This window comes from Arthrobacter sp. H14 (assembly GCF_000520495.1).
In the GTDB taxonomy this organism is placed as follows: domain Bacteria; phylum Actinomycetota; class Actinomycetes; order Actinomycetales; family Micrococcaceae; genus Arthrobacter_C.
The window spans coordinates 41,848-58,986 of record NZ_KI914654.1 but is presented as its reverse complement, the minus strand read 5'-3'; the positions used below and the strand labels follow the sequence as shown (position 1 = coordinate 58,986).

Genomic DNA, 17,139 nt, shown 5'->3' with positions numbered 1-17,139 from the left:
GCGCTTCTGGTTGGGTCACTTCTCCATCGTAGCCAGTGCTGGTTATTGGTGTGCGAGGAGCCTGCGCTGACGGTCGGCCTCGCTCTCCAGTTCCTGCGGATCCCCACCCTCCAGGTCCACGCGGACGGTATGGATGGTGCCCGTGAAACCGTTATCGACGGCGGCATACTCCTCTGTGACCGGCGTTCCCCGGTCGACGCCGATGTTCAGCGTCTCGTCGAAGGAGAAGTAATAGGACGTAGTCCGCTCCACCCGTCCTTCGCCGACGCTTTGCCCGTCGACGAGGAGTTGAACCTTCCCGCCATTGCCGATACCGCCGCCGTCGTAGGCGAATTCAAGCCGCAGTTCGTGGCTGCCCGGTTCCAATTGTTGAGTCGCCTTCACTGTGTAATGGTCGCGGCCGTAGCAGTTGTAGGCATAGCTCAGGTACCCGTCGGCGACGTAGAGCGACCAGCCGCCGAAGCGCCCGCCCTGGGCGATGATCACCCCGTCAACGCCGCCGTCCGGAACATCGATTTTGGCGGTGATTGTGTGCGACCGGTTCTTCACATTCGGTGCCGTTTCCTCGGTGAAACGACCCATCCCGGCTCGGTACGTTACCGATTTCCGCTCCCCGAACAGATCGAGGCGCCCGGCAAGCTTAGGGTTCTCCCGCTCTGTGACACGGTCATCCAGGGGGAACACGTTGTACTTGCTGGCCTCGATCAGGAACAGCTGCTGCAGTTCCCTGAGCTTGTCCGGATACTCCGCGGCGAGGTCATGCGCCTGGGACCAGTCCGTGGTCGTGTCGTAGAGCTCCCACACATCGTCGGCGAAGGAAGGCAGACCTTGCGGCACCATCTGCCACGGCGTGCCATGCCTGGTCACGGCCGTCCAGCCCTCATGGTAAATGCTGCGGTTCCCGCACATCTCGAAGTACTGCGTGCGGCGGCGGTCTGCGGCGTCCGGCTGGTTGAAGGTGTAGAGCATGCTCGTGCCCTCGATCGGCTGCTGGGCAACTCCGTTAACTGATACCGGCTGCGGCACGCCCGCCGCTTCGAAAATCGTTGGGGCGATGTCGATGACGTGGTGCCACTGGTCGCGGACCCCGCCACCGGCGTCGATCCCGTTCCCCCAGTGCATGATCATGCCATTGCGGGTGCCGCCGTAGTGCGATGCGACCTGTTTGGTCCACTGGTAGGGCGTGTTCATGGCGAGCGCCCATCCGACCGGGTAGATCGCGTAGGTACTTGCGTCGCCGAGCCGGTCCAGCTCTTCTGCCATTGCTGCCGTGCTGTCGGTGAAGCCGTGGCCAACGAGATGCTCCCGCGTGGTGCCTTCGATACCGCCTTCACCGGAGGCCCCGTTGTCACCCATAATGTAGATGAACAGCGTGTTGTCGAGCTCGCCGATCTCCTCAAGCGCGTCCACAAGCCGGCCGACCTGGGAATCGGTGTGCTCGGCGTAGGCGGCATAGGTTTCCATGAAGCCGGCGGCCACCCGGCGCTCAGTGTCATCGAGCTCGTCCCAATGCGGAACGCTCTCGGCCCATGGCGCGAGGTCGGCTGACTCCGGAACCACACCCATCTTCTTCTGCCGGGCGAGCGTCGCTTCGCGTTGCGCATCCCAGCCGGAATCGAAGCGCCCCCGGTACTTGTCCTTCCATTCGGGACGGACGTGGAAGGGCCCATGCGTGGCGCCGAAGGCCACATAGCTGAAGAACGGCTTGTCCGGCGTCAACGTCTTCTGGGTCTGCACCCATTCGATAGTCCGGTCGACGAGATCCTCCGAGAGGTGGTAGCCGTCTTCGGGCCTGCGCTCTGGCTCCACCGGCGTCGTTCCGTCATAGAGCTGCGGATACCAGTGATTCATCTCCGCGCCCATGAACCCGTAGAACTTATCGAAACCTTCGCCTGTTGGCCAGCGGTCGAAGGGCCCCGAGGCACTGACCTCGCGCGGCGGCGTCTGGTGCCATTTCCCGAACGCCGCCGTGCAGTAACCGTTGCCACTCAAGGTTTGCGCGATGGTCGCGGCGCTTGCCGGGCGGAAACCTGTGTAGCCGGGAGCCGAGGTGGCCATCTCGCTGGTGACGCCCATGCCGACGGAATGATGGTTGCGCCCGGTCATCAGCGACTGGCGGGTGGGAGAGCATAGAGCGTTGACGTGAAACCGGTTGTATAGCAACCCGTCCCCGGACAAGCGTTCCGCCGTCGGCATCTCGCACGGACCGCCGTAGGCACTGGAGGCACCAAAGCCCATGTCGTCGACGAGGACCAGCACCACATTGGGCGCATTCTCCGGAGGCCGCAAATCCGCGACCGGTGTGAATTTTCCCGTCTGGTCCTTACGGTCCATCGCCGTCGGAACAGATCGGGTCCTCTCGGGGATAGGAAGGATCCCGCGGATTTTATCGTCCATGCTCACTCCTTCATCACGAGGTGGCGGTCTCAGAGACCAACACAATGTTGCCGTGGATCCGGGCAACCCGGTAGTACTCCAACGCTACAGGAGGGTGATTAAGCCCTTCACCATGGTTATTGCGGCGCCAAGGAAAGCGATGACGACGACGGCGCGGCGGGCGGTGCGATCGTGGACGAACTTGGCGACCCGCTCGCCGAAGTACATTCCGACGCCGATCATGGCCATCATCGCCACCCACATCCATGGCTCCAGCGGCGGCCACTCCCCCGGGTCTACGACGGCTTTGGTGGCCATCGCTGCGAAACCGATTGTCATGAAATACGGCTGGATGGTGGCCGCGAAGGGGCGCTGGTCCCATCGGCTGATGACGGCATAGACGCTAACCGTAGGTCCGCCCACCCCCGCCAGGGCGTTGGTGATGCCCGAACTGAGTCCGGCAACTGTGCGGACTCCCGGTCCGTCGATGGTTCTCCCGCCCCGGTGCAGGGCAAGTGAGAGCAGCAACGCGAGCAGCAACAGGAAGCCGACGCCGGCCTCCAGCGGGGCGGCCGGCAACGCCAGCGCGAGAATCGAAAACGGGATGGACGCCGCCACTGCCGGAATGGCCAGCCGCCAGTACATTGACCAGTCCACATAGGTCCTGACCCTGATGAACATGATGCCGGCCGAGATTCCGCCCAAGAGGTTCACTAGAAGAATTCCGCTGTGCGGACCGAACAGGAGCACTAGGAACGGCGCGAGCAGCATGGCGAACCCGAGGCCGGCAATCCGCTGTGCCATCGCCGACACAATGATCGCAGCGAGAGCCAGGATAAACAGCGGTAAAGTCACCGCTCCAGCCTACGTTGATCGCCGGCGCCGGTTCTGCCCGCGGCTGCCCCCAGAAGTCAAACCGACAGGCGTGGACCAGAATAGGTCCTTCGCCCTCTTACTATTGGAGGGGAGAACCTCACCTCATGACCCGAAAGGCCGGTGGCACTATGTCGAACGAGCAAGATGTCTACTACGTCGCGCCGGAACAGGATGTTGAGCGGGGCGTCGTTGAATCCGCTTCGGCCGGATCCGCGGCCCAGTTGCGGGACCGCGGCGATCTGATTAAAACCAAGGGCCGCTTCACTTTCCTCAACACGGACCGCACACCACTGGACGCAATGATCGAGGACCTGCTCTTTATCCGGGCAGCACTGGATAAAGCCGGCATCGAATACCTGCTGGTGCGCGGCAACGACGAGCGGCCCGTCATCGCCGTCAATTGGAAGTACCGCCGGGAACTGCGCAAAGCGCTCGTCGCGGCCTGCGCCGGCGAACCGTTCTACTCGGAGACGGTGGATGCGAAGACAAGCGACACGGTCCTGGTCGCCGACGGAGCTCTATCAGCCAACAGGAACGCACGGATTTTCCGCCTGTACCGTCCGCGCATCGTCCCGGAGAGCGGTCTGCTTTACGGCGCCTCCGCCGGCGTTCAGATTGAGCTGTGGGCGATCGAAGAAGACGTCATTGTCCTGCCGATCGAGAACTCCCTGACGAGGCAGACGCTGCCGGCGGAGGAGGCAGTGCGCGGTTCGGTGGAACGTTTTGGGATGACCTGGCCGACCATCGAGAACATGTTCGCCGACCATGCCAGTGACATTCACTTCGAGATCGATATCGTATTCTCCTGGGTAGATGGCAACTCCCCCGAATTCCAGCGGGCACGCGCCGAACGGATGAAGAATGCCGTCGTCGGCGAAGGCGACGATTCCGAAGCCCGTTTCCGCCAGGTCGACGAACTGAAGTACGCCCTCCGCTCCGTCTACACATTCGCACCCTGGATCCGGCACATCTTCATCGCCACTGACTCGGACCGGCCCGCCTGGCTCGATGAGCACCCGAAAGTCACGTTGATGCGGAGCGAGGAGTTCTTCGCCGACCCGTCGGTGCTTCCGACGCACAACTCGCAAGCCGTGGAGAGCCAGTTGCAGCACATCCCAGGGCTCTCCGAACACTTCCTGTATTCCAATGACGACATGTTCTTCGGCCGCCCGGTCGGTCCGGACATGTTCTTCTCCCCCGGTGGCGTCACCAAATTCATCGAGGCTTCCACCCGGATCGGTCTCGGCGGGAACAACCTGGTGCGCAGCGGCTTCGAAAACTCCGCGCGGGTGAATCGCAAGCTGCTGCAGGAGCGGTTCGGCCGGACCATCACCCGGCACCTGGAACACACCGCCGCGCCACTGCGCAAAAGCGTGCTGCTCGAGATGGAGCGTGAATTCGCGACGGAGTTCGCGGCTACCGCGGCGAGTACATTCCGGGCCAGCGACAATATCTCCGTCACGAATTCGCTCTACCACTACTACGCGCTGCTGACCGGCCGCGCCGTCACTCAACATTCCGCACGGGTGCAGTACATCGATACCACTACCCGGTCAGGGCTGAACTCCTTGGACCGCCTGCTCAGCCGGCGGGCCACAGACCTGTTCTGCCTCAATGACGGGAGCTTTCCGGAGATCGACGCGGACGAACGGGCGAACCTCGTCGTCAGCTTCCTGGAGAAGTACTTTCCCATCAAGGCGCCCTGGGAAAAGTAGTACGACGACGGCCCCCGCCCGTTCGTGCGGCGTCAGTTGGATCGGGGCCGGGTAAGAAGTGCGTCGGCCGGACCGGCTTCAGACGCGGGTGAGGTGAACCTTCTTGGCTGCCTTGCGGGCAGCGAGGTTGGACGGTGCCTCGGCAATCCGCAGTCCGGCGGCGGCGATCCGGCGGCGGGTCTCCTCCGGGCTGACGTGTTCACCTACGGTGGGATGCTCGCCAATTGGCACCACCGAGTGCACGATCGTTTCGTCATAGATATGCACCAGGTTGAACGCCTGGGCCCCGTCCCGGCCCCTGGTCCCGCCGACAGTCACGCTCAAATCCTGCGTGTAACAGGTGGCTGAAGCTACCGAAACCGGTATGCCGGCGAAAGTCGCCGTCGTCGAATAGTGCAGGTGGCCGGCCAGAATTGTGCGAACGTCGGATCCACGCAGGACGTCCGCCAGGTCCTGCTGCTCCCTCAGCTCAACCAGAACAGCAAGGTCGAGCACGCTCGGAACCGGTGGATGGTGCATGGCCAGAATGGTTCCGTCAGGCGCTGGGTGCGCCAGTTCGCCGGCCAGCCAGTCAAGTTGGTCATGGGTAAGTTGCCCGTAGTGGTGGCCGGGCACGGAGGTGTCGAGGGTGATGATGCGCAGGCCATTTACTTCGAAAGATGCGTCGAGTGGCCTGGTGGAGGGGTTTTCCTCCCCCAGCAGCCCGCTGCGGAAATTCGCCCGGTCGTCGTGATTTCCCATCGCCCAGATGGTTTTTGCGCCAAGTTTTTCGGCCGCCGGCTCAACGATTGAACGCAGCCTCGCATACGCGTCGAGCTCGCCCTTGTCTGCCAGGTCCCCGGTCAGCACGATCGCCTCCGGCCTTGCCCCGGATGCTTCAAGTTGTCCGAAGAGTTGCTGCAGCCGGCGCTCACTGTCCACCGCCCCATGCAACGGTCCAGGATTACCCAGCAGGTGGGTGTCAGTCATGTGAAGAATGAAATGTCGCGGCCTGGGGTATTCGGCCGGGATGAAATCCATGGGCACCTTCGATTTAGGCTTAGAGGCTGTCTTCGACTTCAGCTTCCATTATCCCCTCGAAAGGTAAATTTCCGGTAACGGCACGGCGACAGACCGGGAGCCGATTCAATAACAGCGGAACGACGGCCCTGGGTTGTACTGCTTTGAGGACTTATCCCGGTGCGGATTATTCCGGTGCCAGCGGATTTTCGACCTCACTGATGAAACCTTCCTTGACCATCCAGTCAAAGGCCACGTCTGCCGGTGTCCCACCCTGCACATCGACCTGACCGTTGAGTTTGCGCATGACGTCGCTGGTCAATTCAGGCATGATCTGCGCGAACACATCGGCGATCTGAGGGAACTCCTTAAGCAACTCGGTCCGGACGACCGGCGCCGCGTTGTAGGCCGGGAAGAAGTTCTTGTCATCTTCGAGGACTGTTAGATCGAGGGCGTCGATACGCCCGTCCGTGGTGAAGACTTCACCGAAATTGCAGGCTCCATTGTCCGTGGCGGAGTAGACGGCGCCGGTATCGTAAATGCCGATATTGTCGTTCGGCACCCCCTCCGGCGATCCCCGCTCCAGACCATAGTGCTTCAGCATGGGTGTCATACCATCCGACCTCGAATTGAATTCGGATTCGATGCAGAAAGTACGCTCTTTCACGGGCAGCTCCTTCAGCTCGGAAAGCTTGGAGATGCCTCCCAACTTTTCCACGGCCTCTGAACGAACAGCCATCGCGTAGGTGTTGTTCAGCGGCGCCGGCGGAAGCCACGTCAAGCCATTCTTCTTATCGGCCTTCTTCACTGCTTCCCATTGCTTCTGCTGGTTCGGAATGCCTTTCTTCTTGCCGAGGTAGGTCAACCATGCCGTGCCGGTGTATTCAATAGTGATATCCGCCTGTCCTGACAGCATGAGCTCGCGAACGGGCTGGCTGCCGGGCACATTGGTCAGGTCGGTGACATCGAAACCAGCGGCCTGCATGGCGAGTACAGCGATCTTTCCAAGGATCAGCTGCTCGGTGAAGTTCTTCGATGTGACAACAACTGTTTGCTCTTCCGCCCCGGGAATCTCCTCTATGGAACCGGGACCCGCCGCGGGCACAAACGACGTCGCCGGTTGCAGTCCACAACCACTGAGAATCAGGGCAAGGCCCACCAGCAATCCAGTCACCATGGGGCCGCGAGCCCGACGGTTCCTGGTTGCTTTCGTTGCTTTGGCCGCTTGCACAGCCTTTGCCGCTTTCATTACCGTTACAGTCCCTTCGGGCGCGCGAGTTGCTCGACGACACGGCCCACCCAGTCGATTAATAAGGCCAGCAGGGCGACCAGTATTGAACCTGCGACGAGAACCGTGGTCAGGTTCAAGTTGACGCCGGTAGTAATCAGAATGCCGAGCCCGCCACCGTTGATGAAGGTTGCCAGAGCAGCCGTACCAACCAGCAACACGAGAGCCGTGCGGATACCCGCCAACATGATCGGCACAGCGAGCGGCAGTTCGATGCGGAACAGCACCGCCGTCGAACTCATACCCATTCCGCGTCCAGCTTCCACCAGCCTGGAGTCGACCTGTTCAATCCCAACCATGGTGTTCCGCAGCACCGGAAGGGACGCGTACAGGACGAGGGAGACAACCGCTGCAGTGAAGCCGAATCCAAGCCAGAATGCGAGCAGCACGATCAGCCCAATGGCCGGTGCTGCCTGCCCGATATTGGCAAGGGCCAGAAAGGGACCCGTGAGGAAGCGGAGCGGTCCGCGCGTGAGCAGGATTCCCAGCGGAACCGCTATGACGAGGACGATCGCCGCAGAGAGGAAGGTCAATGCGAGGTGCTGAAGCGTGAATTCCCACAGCGCTTCGGGGGCCAAAGTGGTTCTTTCCGCATTGCTGAGATCGGCCGTGCGGAGATAGATGAGCACTGCAGCGAGAACAACAAGAATCGCCACCGGCTGGATGATCAGCGGCCGCCAGTCACGCCAGCGTTCGTTTCCGCGGACCTTGGCAGTTGTTGCAGTGGTCATGGCCGGCCGCCGTCAGCATCAGCACGGTGGGAGCCGCCTTCTCCGGTCCCGTCCTTGTCCGCAGTACCCGCCGCCGTGTCAACGTCACCCGGGCCGGCAGCTTCCACCTGTGGTGTTGTGCCGGTATTAATTCCCACCGGTGCACCTTCCATGTGTTTCTTTGAGGTGACCTCGTGCGCCCTGGTGATGGCATCCATGATCGCTTTCACATCGATCACACCCATGAATGTGTCCCTGCGCCCCGTCACCAATGCCGCACCGGCGCTGGATACGAGCATGGTGTCCAGCGCATCATTCAGCGTTGCCCGGTCGCCAACCACCGGCAGGTGTTCGTCCGTGCTTGAATCGACGGTGTTCAAACGTCCCAACTGGCGCCGGCTCAGCCATTGAATAGGCCGCTGCCGTTCATCGACGATCACCGCGTGATTGTCATCGGCTTCATCCAGCCGGGCGAGCACGGCAGCCGCCTCATCACCGGGATGGGCGACGACGGCGTCTGCGAGCGCAACGTCCCCAGCACGTGTCAGCGTGAGCTGCTTCAAACCGGCGCCGGAACCGATGAAGTTCTCGACGAATTCATTCGCTGGATCGGCGAGGATCCGTTCGGGAGTATCGTATTGCACCAGCTGCGCGCCCTGCGAGAAGATTGCGATCCAGTCACCGAGCTTCACCGCCTCGTCGAAGTCGTGGGTGACGCAGACGATCGTCTTCTGCACTTCCTCCTGGATGTGCAGCAATTCGTCCTGAAGCCGTTGCCGGGTGATCGGGTCCACCGCGCCGAACGGCTCGTCCATCAACAGGACCGGTGGATCTGCCGCCAGGGCACGCGCGACGCCGATACGTTGCTGCTGGCCGCCGGACAGTTCCTTCGGATACCGGCTGCGATACTGTCCGGGTTCCAGGGAGACCAGTTCCAGCAGCTCGTCCACCCGTTCGGAATTACGGTCCTTGTTCCAACCCAGCATCTTGGGAACCATGGCGATATTGTTTTCGACCGTCATATGCGGGAAAAGTCCGCCGGCCTGGATGACGTAACCGATCCGCCGTCGCAATTTATCGCCGTCGATGTCGGTAACATCGTCCCCGCCGAGCACGATCCGTCCCTCGGTCGGCTCGATCAGGCGGTTGATCATTTTCAACGTGGTGGTCTTGCCACAGCCGGACGGACCGACCAACATAACTATCTTGCCTGCGGGAATCTCCAGCGTCAGACCGTTCACCGCCGGTTCTGACAGCCCGGAATAACGCTTGGTGACCTTATCCAGCAGAATGCTTGCCCCGCTGATGCCGTTGTTCTCCGGCGTAGTGTTGGGGTCCTTTTGCATGGTTTCAGACACGGATACCTCGCGGGGTGGTTAGTCGGCCAAGGCCGAGGAGCAACAGGTCAAGAATGATGGCGAGAATAACGACGGCGACTACGCCGACCACCACGGAATTCAGCGAGTTGGCGCCGCCGAGCCGGGACAACCCGGAGAAGATGAAACCGCCGAGACCTGGACCCAACGAGTAAGCGGTAATGGCAGCCACGCCCATCACCATTTGGGCGGACACCCGGATACCCGTAAGGATGACCGGCCACGCCAACGGCAATTCCACCCGCAGTAGTGTGCTGAACCGGCCCATGCCGATGCCGCGGGCGGATTCAACCAGCGAGCGGTCGATGCCGGTCAGCCCGACGACGGCATTGCGCAGGATGGGCAGCGCGGCAAAAAAGGTGACCACCATGACTGCCGGTGCCACCCCGAAGCCGAACGGCGCGATGAGAATACCAATCAAGGCAAACGAAGGAATCGTGAGTCCAACAGCAGAAAACCCATTGGCCAGACCTGTCAGTGATTTACTGCGATAGACAAGGGCCGCGATGCCGACGGCGATGACCGTCGCCAGAATCAGACTCTGCACCACCAGCGAGAAATGCTGATAGCTCGAGAAGAGGATTTGGTCGATTCTGTCCACCAGAAACTCCCACACAATTTTCCTCCTTCTCCTCGTCCACCCCGTCAGTCGAGCACGGATTTCATCCAGCCGCTCGACCCTACAACACTAATCACATGCACTGTCAGAATCTATCCTATGCTGTGCTCTACGTCACATAGATGGATTTCGTCCTTGAATTTGCGTAAGTTCCGCAATGCGGCGCCACGCCGAAAGCGCCCATCCGGTTGCTGGCGAAGCAGCCGGTCCTGAAGTAGTGTTGCGTTCGAAGCGCCGCCATCTGGAATACAGAGAGCGGCGTTTGAACCCTGTAGAAGCACGGGGCTGCCCTAACGAGGAAAATTCGGGGAAGCGTCATGACATCGCATCTGAAGAAATTATGGGTTGCCTCCGCCAGGGTGGAGGACCTCGAAGTCGAATTGGATCAGGCTTCGGAGGATCGAAACACCGCCATCGTGGAAGCGATTGCCGCAGGCTTTCCGGTCGACCAGGTATCGGCTGCCGCAAATCTTTCCCGTGCTGAGATCGCCACTATCGCCTTGGCTTCAGGCGAAGACGACGACCAGGACGATGAAAAAGTTGCACTCAGCAGCGCGGATCAGGGATCACCATCGTTGTAAGGAACCGGCCTCGATTGCCGGGGGCGGCCTGCCTGCCGCTGGCGCGCTCTTCCTCTGGAGCAGCGGCACAGGATGTTAAGCATCGCCTGGCAATCTTCATGCGGCGTCCGTACGATCAGAAGAGTTGGACAACACAACGGAGGTTTTCATGGGCTACAAGCTAAGCCACATCCCGCTACGCGCCGCCACTGGTGCGTTCATCCTCAACTCAGGCATGGGCAAGATGAAGCTGGACCGGGAGAGTGCCGCCGGTATGCAGCAGATGGCCGCAGGTGCCATTCCACAGGTTGGAAAGCTGGACTCCGAACAATTCGGTAAATATCTCAGCTACGCGGAGACCGCGCTGGGTGCAGCGCTTCTGGCACCATTCGTCCCCAGCCGCCTGGCTGGAATCGGCCTCACCGCTTTCTCCGCGGGACTATTGGCAATATATTTCAAGACCCCTGGAATGACTCAGGAGGACGGCGTGCGTCCCACTCAGGAAGGGACCTCCGTCGCCAAGGATGTATGGATGCTCGGCATCGGGCTCTCGCTGATCATGGACACGCGAACCAAGACGACAAAGGGCTGATACAGCCTGAACTTCACGCGGATGCCCGGAACCTCCCAGAAGGTTCCGGGCATCCGTTTGTTATCTGTTAGTGTCTTTTTTCTCATCAGCTGTGTCATCCTCATCCGTTACGGGGTCCGCACTGGTTGAGTTCATGCCCTCGCTGATGCTGGAGTGAGCGGGGACTTCTTCATCGTCCTGGTTCGGATCGGATGGCACCCGGCCATCCGGCGTACCGCCGCCGCCCCGGCTATCGGACAGATTCCGGAATATCCGTTCCGCTGCTTGTTCGATGCTGTCATCTGAGTCATTGTTCTTGCTGGACATGGATCGCGCCTCCTTGGAGATCGTCGAACCGCCTGCTTGCCCTCCGGCGGCCGCTACTCCCACCCTAAGCCGGAAGCCCGAAGCACAAAAGGCCAGGCTGATCAGCACTGCACAAATGAGTGGACTGAGAGTCCGATGAAGGCTCAACGGCGACGAGTGCTGCCCACCACGCGTAACAGGCGAGGCGGACGTCGTCGTACTCAAAACTGAGTGCAGCGGCGTCGTCGAGGACGGGTAACGGTTCGGCCGTCATCGGCAGCGTTTCCGTCCGGAACCCGCGACCAGCATTGCCACCGTACGTATGATCATGGGGACAAGCCCAGTCAGTACGATCAAAGGAGATTCATGGCCCTCTCGGATTTCGACCGGTATCCCCTGACCTTCGGTCCCAGCCCCGTCCATGAACTCCCCCGGCTGAGCAGACACCTTGGCGGCGCCCGGATTTGGGCCAAGCGCGAGGATGTGAACAGCGGACTGGCCTTCGGCGGGAACAAGACCCGCAAACTTGAGTACCTCATTCCTGACGCCCTGGCTTCGGGGGCAGACACGCTGGTCTCCATCGGGGGCCTCCAGTCCAACCACACCCGCCAAGTAGCCGCCGTCGCGGCGAAGCTCGGCTTCAAGGCGGTACTCGTTCAGGAGTCCTGGGTCGACTGGCCGGATCCGCTGAATGACCGTGTCGGCAACATCCTCCTGTCCAGGCTGATGGGAGCCGATGTGCGATTGTCCAACGAAGGCTTTGGCATCGGCTTCAAATCCAGCTGGGAGGAGGCCATTGCCGACGTCGAAGCGTCCGGCGGCAAACCGTATGCGATCCCCGCCGGGGCGTCAGACCACAAGCTGGGCGGGCTCGGCTTCGCCAATTGGGCGTACGAGGTTGAACAGCAGGAGAAGGAGCTCGGGATCTTCTTCGACACCATCGTCGTATGTGCCGTAACAGGGTCCACCCAGGCGGGCATGATCGCGGGCTTTGCCGGGCAGGAGCGGATGCGCCGGATTATCGGCATCGACGCATCCGCCAAAATCTCGGAAACCCGGGATCAGGTGGCACGGATCGCGCGCAACACGGCGCAACTGATCGATCTGGGCCGGGAACTCCGCGACGACGAAATCTTCATCCAGGAGGGCTGGGCCGGTGACTACTACGGCATCCCCGTCGATTCCACGAATGCGGCGATGCGATTGACCGGCAGTCTGGAGGGAATGATCATCGACCCGGTCTATGAAGGCAAGTCGATGGCAGGACTCATCGATCTGGTGTCCGGCGGCGAAATCAGCAACGACTCAAACGTGCTGTTCGCCCACCTCGGCGGCCAGCCGGCAATCAACGCCTATAGCGCCCTCTACCACTAAGGACGGTCCTAATGATGCAGAACCAGATGGACGACGGCGGCAACAAGTCCGGACCTTGGGAGGAGCGTTTCAAAGACGGCAAGCTTTCCGGTTCGGGTGTGTTCTCCGATGGAAAGCGGCACGGAGAATGGGCGTTCTATTTCCGTTCCGGAGATGTCAAGGCGTCCGGCCGCTACATGGACGGCGAGTTGAATGGCGCCTGGATCTGGTACCGCGAAAGTGGCAGGCTGTTGCAGGCCGGCGACTTCGAGAATGGGGTACAGACGGGACTCTGGAAGCGTTACCACTCAACCGGGGAGCTGATGGATGTTGGCGAGTACTTCAACGGCATGAAGACCGGCGAATGGAAGTATTACGACGACGGCGGGCAGCTGACCCGCACGACGAACCACAAGGGTAGGAGCAAAAGGTGAGCGGAAACTTTAAAGTCGGTGACCATGTGCGCTGGAATTCAGAAGCCGGCCACGTCGAAGGGAAAATTCTGAAGGTCCACACTCAAGACACTGAATTCAAGGGTCGGACGCGCCACTGCAGCAAGGACGAGCCGCAGTACGAGATCGAAAGCGATAAGACCGGACACATCGCTATGCATAAAGGATCTGCGCTGGAGAAGAAATAGCCCGGGCGTTTCAGAGGCGTGGTTGACCAACCGCCATCCTCGCGACAAGTCCGTAACGCACGGCCACTTCCTCGGGAGTGAGCGGACCGCCGTGCCTGTACCACTGGGCAACACCAGTACACATTGTGACGACGGCCCGGCTGGCATCAATTGCGTGAGGCGTTGAGAAGACACCCTCGGCCACCCCTGCCACGACAATTTCGTCCACCATCCGCTGTTGCCTGTCGCGCTGCGCAATATGCCGAGGGCGGGATCCGCCTTCCAAACTTCGGATCTCGCTGGCCGCAATGAACGCAAGCTCACTCCGGTAAGCGTGGAACAACAGCAGGCATTCAACCACCAGTCGGAACCGCTCCTCCACTGATGACCCCGCATCGGCCACGGCCGCTTCACTGCGGCTGAGCAGATCCTTCATGGCGAGCTCGACGATACCGACCAGCAGCGCCTGCTTCGAGGGATAGTGGTGGTAGAGTCCGGGAACCGAAAGACCTGCACGTGCAGCGACGACGCGGATGGTGGTCCCGTGATACCCGTGCTCGACAAAGCAGTCGAGCGCCGCCTGCAGCATCGGCGGCAATGACGGCCTGCTGAAATCACGCCACTGCCCGTCGGTAAGTTTGTGAACCGGATCGTCCACAGGCGCCGAGAGCGCTTTAGTCATGGGCAAGCCTCCTTATACAACGGACCGTTTCCCATAGTCACCCAAACTCCTTATCCTCATTGCACCATTATCCGCCGCTGCCTGCGGTCATCGTGAGCCTTGACACACTGCGAGGCGTGGCTCACACTGAGTATACCGAGCGATCGCTCGGTAGGAGAAACAACGTTACTTCCAGATCGTATCCCCGCAGGAGACATCGCAATGCAGGAACCTGAAGACAAACCATGGCTGCGGTCTTACCCACCTGGTCTCAGCAGCAGCGTGGACGTGAGTGCAACTTCCATCGTCGACGCTTGGAAGAACCGGGTCTCGGCAGGTCCAGACCGCCCGGCCCTGCAGTACTTCGACGGCTCGCTCAGCGCCGCCGAGGTGGATCATGCCAGCAGCGCCCTGGCTGCCGCCCTTGCTGACCGTGGCACCGCGAAAGGCGACCGCGTCGGCATTTACCTGCAGAATATTCCGCAGTATGCACTGGCATTGCTCGCCCTGTGGAAGTTAGGAGCCATTGGGGTTCTGCTGAACCCAATGTACCGCCGGGCCGAACTGCGGAAACTCATTGACGATTCGGGCGCCATTGGGATTGTTTGCACCGACACCGCCGTCGACGAAACGCGTGACACCCTTGAAGGAAGCACCGTCGAATGGATTATAAGTTCGTCGGAACAGGACTTTCAAACCCGCTCCGATCCCCGCGTTTTCCCATCCACTGAGCGTCCTGCAGTTTCAGTTGATGGCGACCTCGCCCGGCTGATAGCGGAGTTCGACGGCAAAAGTGAACCGGAGATAGAGCTCAACCAGGACGATGTCGCGCTCCTCGTCTACACCTCCGGTACGACTGGCCCGCCCAAGGGTGCGATGAACACGCATGGCAATGTACTCAACGTTGCCACCACCTTTGGTCAGTGGGCCGCCATGGCACCGGGCGACGTCGTACTTGCGGTGGCTCCGCTGTTCCATATCACCGGCGCAGTGATCAACGGTGTCATCTCCCTTATTTCGGATACGACGCTGGTGTTCACCGGCCGGTTCCATCCTGAGGTCGTGCTGGAAGCCTTCGCCGAACATGCCGTGACGTACACCATCGGCTCTATCACGGTGTTCAACGCCCTCTTTGAACTTGAACAGGCCACAGCCGCCCACTTCGCCTCCGTGAAGACGTTGTATTCCGGTGGAGCACCTATTGCACCAGCCACTATCGAGCGGTTCAGCAGCCGGTTTGGTCAGTACATCCACAACGCCTATGGCATGACGGAAACCGCCTCGGGGGTTATCGCGGTCCCACCTGGCGCCAGCGCACCGGTGGACCCTGCCAGCGGGGCGCTCTCGATCGGCGTTCCGCTGCCCAATATGAACGTGCGCATTATCGATCCGGAAGGCAACCCGCAAACTGCCGGCCAACACGGGGAACTGGAATTGTCCGGCCCGCAGGTTGTTCCCGGCTATTGGCAAAACTCCGAAGCCAGCGCGCAGACGATGCCGGATGGCCGGCTCCGCACCGGCGACGTCGCCTTTTTGGACGAGGACGGCTGGGTTTACCTCGTGGACCGGCTCAAGGACCAGATCAATGTTTCCGGCTTCAAAGTGTGGCCCCGTGAGGTCGAAGATGCCTTGTACGAACACCCGGCCGTGTATGAAGCAGCCGTTGTGGGGAGGCCAGACGATTACCGGGGCGAATCCGTCGTCGCGTTCGTTTCAATCAAAACCGGAGCAGCGACCACGGAGCAGGAACTGATCGAGTTCACCCGTGACCGGCTGGCCGCCTACAAGTATCCGCGCTCCGTGCACATCGTGGATGAGCTGCCCAAGACCATGACCGGCAAAATCCGGCGCCGCGAACTTCGTGGCCTCGAGCCGGCAGCACCCGCTGCCGCCAGTGCGGCGGCAACCGCCACCGCCACCGTTCGGAAGGACACTGTATGAGCACCACCCAGGTGAAAGCCCAGCGACTTGAGGGGCAGACCGCCATCGTCACCGGTGCAAGCCGCGGAATCGGCCTGGCCATCGCCCACCGGCTCGTGGCCGAGGGTGCCAAAGTCTGCATCACGGCGCGGAAACCGGATCCGCTGCAGGAAGCCCTGGAAGAATTCCCGGAGGGGACCGCCATCGCAATTGCTGGTAAGGCCGACGACGCCGGGCACCGGCGGGAGGTTTTCGACACCATGGCCGAACGGTTCGGCCAAGTCGACATCCTCGTCAACAACGCCGGTATCAATCCTGTCTACGGCACCATGATGGAACTCGACCTCGATGCGGCCAGAAAGATCTCCGACGTCAATGTGCTCGCGACTCTGGCGTGGACGCAGGACCTGTACCGGCATGAGAGCCTCGGCTTCGCCGAGCGGGGCGGGGCTGTGGTGAACATTTCCTCGGTTTCCGGACAGACTCCATCACCGGGTATCGGGTTCTATGGCATCAGCAAAGCGGCCATCGCCCACCTGACCCGGACTCTCGGCGTCGAAATGGGCCCGAAGGTGCGCGTCAATTCAATGTGCTCGCGACTCTGGCGTGGACGCAGGACCTGTACCGGCATGAGAGCCTCGGCTTCGCCGAGCGGGGCGGGGCTGTGGTGAACATTTCCTCGGTTTCCGGACAGACTCCATCACCGGGTATCGGGTTCTATGGCATCAGCAAAGCGGCCATCGCCCACCTGACCCGGACTCTCGGCGTCGAAATGGGCCCGAAGGTGCGCGTCAATGCCGTGGCCCCCGCCGTCGTCAAGACGCAGTTTGCCAAGGCGCTCTATGAAGGTAAGGAAGATGAAGTCGCGGCGAAGTACCCGCTCCAGCGCCTCGGCATGCCCGACGATGTTGCCGCTGCAGTCGCATTCCTGGCGTCACCCGATGCGTCCTGGATTACCGCCCAAATCCTCAATCTCGACGGCGGGCTCGACGCCGCCGGCGGCACCGCTTAGCCGCTGGCGCGTTTCTCCCTATCCAATCTTCCAAGACTGTAAGGACCCTACTGTGACCTCCACCTTGCCGGCTGCGTCCTCGCTGCCCACCGACATCGAAGAACTGCGGCTGCAGACCCGTGAATTCATCCGCACTGTCGTCCTTCCGGCCGAGCCCGCCCCCGGCGAACGGCTCGAC

Annotated in this window: 18 protein-coding genes; 9 read left to right on the top strand and 9 right to left on the bottom strand. The window is 61.2% G+C overall.

What is annotated here, in order from left to right; all coding sequences use genetic code 11:
* Positions 1-42: 42 nt before the first annotated feature.
* Positions 43-2,397 (bottom strand): arylsulfatase, encoded by a 2,355-nt coding sequence (locus tag Y707_RS0111770; RefSeq protein WP_035781427.1) that lies wholly within the window; start codon positions 2,395-2,397, stop codon positions 43-45.
* An 84-nt stretch (positions 2,398-2,481) separates the two neighbouring features.
* Complete coding sequence (locus Y707_RS0111765; protein WP_026535239.1) at positions 2,482-3,231, bottom strand: sulfite exporter TauE/SafE family protein; 750 nt, start codon at positions 3,229-3,231, stop codon at positions 2,482-2,484.
* A gap of 149 nt (positions 3,232-3,380) precedes the next feature.
* Between Y707_RS0111765 and Y707_RS0111760 the strand changes: the two genes are divergently transcribed.
* Complete coding sequence (locus Y707_RS0111760) at positions 3,381-4,967, top strand: stealth family protein (protein WP_026535238.1); 1,587 nt, start codon at positions 3,381-3,383, stop codon at positions 4,965-4,967.
* Positions 4,968-5,045: 78 nt separating this feature from the next.
* Here Y707_RS0111760 and Y707_RS25440 read toward each other — a convergent pair whose 3' ends face one another.
* The 5 genes from Y707_RS25440 to Y707_RS0111735 form a co-directional block, all read right to left on the bottom strand.
* Positions 5,046-5,987 (bottom strand): phosphodiesterase, encoded by a 942-nt coding sequence (locus tag Y707_RS25440; RefSeq protein WP_051441919.1) that lies wholly within the window; start codon positions 5,985-5,987, stop codon positions 5,046-5,048.
* Positions 5,988-6,153: 166 nt separating this feature from the next.
* On the bottom strand, positions 6,154-7,143 hold the full coding sequence (locus Y707_RS0111750) for a glycine betaine ABC transporter substrate-binding protein (protein ID WP_035781424.1): 990 nt from the start codon (positions 7,141-7,143) through the stop codon (positions 6,154-6,156).
* 77 nt (positions 7,144-7,220) lie between these two features.
* Entirely contained in the window at positions 7,221-7,985 is a 765-nt protein-coding gene (locus Y707_RS0111745; protein WP_051441918.1) for an ABC transporter permease, read from the bottom strand.
* Entirely contained in the window at positions 7,982-9,310 is a 1,329-nt protein-coding gene (locus Y707_RS25435; protein WP_051441917.1) for an ATP-binding cassette domain-containing protein, read from the bottom strand. Before Y707_RS25435 ends, Y707_RS0111745 begins: the two co-directional genes overlap by 4 nt.
* A gap of 4 nt (positions 9,311-9,314) precedes the next feature.
* Positions 9,315-9,956 (bottom strand): ABC transporter permease, encoded by a 642-nt coding sequence (locus Y707_RS0111735; protein WP_026535235.1) that lies wholly within the window; start codon positions 9,954-9,956, stop codon positions 9,315-9,317.
* Positions 9,957-10,276: 320 nt separating this feature from the next.
* Here Y707_RS0111735 and Y707_RS0111730 point away from each other — a divergent pair, with 320 nt between their 5' ends.
* Both Y707_RS0111730 and Y707_RS0111725 read left to right on the top strand, forming a co-directional pair.
* Positions 10,277-10,540 carry a hypothetical protein gene (locus Y707_RS0111730; protein WP_026535234.1) on the top strand — a complete coding sequence of 88 codons (264 nt, stop codon included), beginning with the start codon at positions 10,277-10,279 and terminating at the stop codon, positions 10,538-10,540.
* A gap of 124 nt (positions 10,541-10,664) precedes the next feature.
* Positions 10,665-11,111 (top strand): hypothetical protein, encoded by a 447-nt coding sequence (locus tag Y707_RS0111725; protein WP_333782845.1) that lies wholly within the window; start codon positions 10,665-10,667, stop codon positions 11,109-11,111.
* Between the two features lie 60 nt (positions 11,112-11,171).
* On the opposite strand, the gene Y707_RS0111720 is transcribed toward Y707_RS0111725, so the two are convergent.
* Entirely contained in the window at positions 11,172-11,417 is a 246-nt protein-coding gene (locus tag Y707_RS0111720; RefSeq protein ID WP_026535232.1) for a hypothetical protein, read from the bottom strand.
* A 345-nt stretch (positions 11,418-11,762) separates the two neighbouring features.
* Between Y707_RS0111720 and Y707_RS0111710 the strand changes: the two genes are divergently transcribed.
* The 3 genes from Y707_RS0111710 to Y707_RS0111700 are packed head-to-tail and all read left to right on the top strand — an operon-like array spanning position 11,763 to position 13,389.
* A complete protein-coding gene (locus Y707_RS0111710) occupies positions 11,763-12,770 on the top strand; it encodes a 1-aminocyclopropane-1-carboxylate deaminase (RefSeq protein WP_026535230.1) in 1,008 nt (335 codons plus the stop codon).
* A gap of 11 nt (positions 12,771-12,781) precedes the next feature.
* Entirely contained in the window at positions 12,782-13,183 is a 402-nt protein-coding gene (locus tag Y707_RS0111705; RefSeq protein ID WP_051441916.1) for a toxin-antitoxin system YwqK family antitoxin, read from the top strand.
* Positions 13,180-13,389, top strand: coding sequence for a hypervirulence associated TUDOR domain-containing protein (locus Y707_RS0111700; protein ID WP_026535228.1), 210 nt, complete (start codon positions 13,180-13,182; stop codon positions 13,387-13,389). Before Y707_RS0111705 ends, Y707_RS0111700 begins: the two co-directional genes overlap by 4 nt.
* 10 nt (positions 13,390-13,399) lie before the next feature.
* On the opposite strand, the gene Y707_RS0111695 is transcribed toward Y707_RS0111700, so the two are convergent.
* Complete coding sequence (locus Y707_RS0111695) at positions 13,400-14,050, bottom strand: TetR/AcrR family transcriptional regulator (protein WP_051441915.1); 651 nt, start codon at positions 14,048-14,050, stop codon at positions 13,400-13,402.
* Between the two features lie 267 nt (positions 14,051-14,317).
* Between Y707_RS0111695 and Y707_RS25430 the strand changes: the two genes are divergently transcribed.
* From Y707_RS25430 to Y707_RS25420, 3 genes are read left to right on the top strand one after another with little or no spacing between them, the layout of a single operon-like run.
* Entirely contained in the window at positions 14,318-15,970 is a 1,653-nt protein-coding gene (locus Y707_RS25430) for a class I adenylate-forming enzyme family protein (RefSeq protein ID WP_216699246.1), read from the top strand.
* The gene (locus tag Y707_RS25425) at positions 15,967-16,620 is read left to right on the top strand and encodes an SDR family oxidoreductase (protein WP_051441913.1); all 654 of its coding nucleotides are present in this window, start codon (positions 15,967-15,969) and stop codon (positions 16,618-16,620) included. Before Y707_RS25430 ends, Y707_RS25425 begins: the two co-directional genes overlap by 4 nt.
* Complete coding sequence (locus Y707_RS25420; protein ID WP_081744813.1) at positions 16,539-16,961, top strand: SDR family oxidoreductase; 423 nt, start codon at positions 16,539-16,541, stop codon at positions 16,959-16,961. The genes Y707_RS25425 and Y707_RS25420 overlap by 82 nt, the downstream gene beginning before the upstream one ends.
* The last annotated feature ends 178 nt before the right edge of the window (positions 16,962-17,139 follow it).

Bases quoted from the DNA above. Each gene is read 5' to 3' on its own strand.
- Y707_RS0111770 (WP_035781427.1), bottom strand. From the start codon at position 2,397: ATGGACGATAAAATCCGCGGGATCCTTCCTATCCCCGAGAGGACCCGA.
- Y707_RS0111760 (WP_026535238.1), top strand. From the start codon at position 3,381: ATGTCGAACGAGCAAGATGTCTACTACGTCGCGCCGGAACAGGATGTT.
- Y707_RS25440 (WP_051441919.1), bottom strand. From the start codon at position 5,987: ATGGATTTCATCCCGGCCGAATACCCCAGGCCGCGACATTTCATTCTT.
- Y707_RS0111750 (WP_035781424.1), bottom strand. From the start codon at position 7,143: ATGGTGACTGGATTGCTGGTGGGCCTTGCCCTGATTCTCAGTGGTTGT.
- Y707_RS0111745 (WP_051441918.1), bottom strand. From the start codon at position 7,985: ATGACCACTGCAACAACTGCCAAGGTCCGCGGAAACGAACGCTGGCGT.
- Y707_RS25435 (WP_051441917.1), bottom strand. From the start codon at position 9,310: ATGCAAAAGGACCCCAACACTACGCCGGAGAACAACGGCATCAGCGGG.
- Y707_RS0111730 (WP_026535234.1), top strand. From the start codon at position 10,277: ATGACATCGCATCTGAAGAAATTATGGGTTGCCTCCGCCAGGGTGGAG.
- Y707_RS0111720 (WP_026535232.1), bottom strand. From the start codon at position 11,417: ATGTCCAGCAAGAACAATGACTCAGATGACAGCATCGAACAAGCAGCG.
- Y707_RS0111710 (WP_026535230.1), top strand. From the start codon at position 11,763: ATGGCCCTCTCGGATTTCGACCGGTATCCCCTGACCTTCGGTCCCAGC.
- Y707_RS0111705 (WP_051441916.1), top strand. From the start codon at position 12,782: ATGATGCAGAACCAGATGGACGACGGCGGCAACAAGTCCGGACCTTGG.
- Y707_RS0111695 (WP_051441915.1), bottom strand. From the start codon at position 14,050: ATGACTAAAGCGCTCTCGGCGCCTGTGGACGATCCGGTTCACAAACTT.
- Y707_RS25425 (WP_051441913.1), top strand. From the start codon at position 15,967: ATGAGCACCACCCAGGTGAAAGCCCAGCGACTTGAGGGGCAGACCGCC.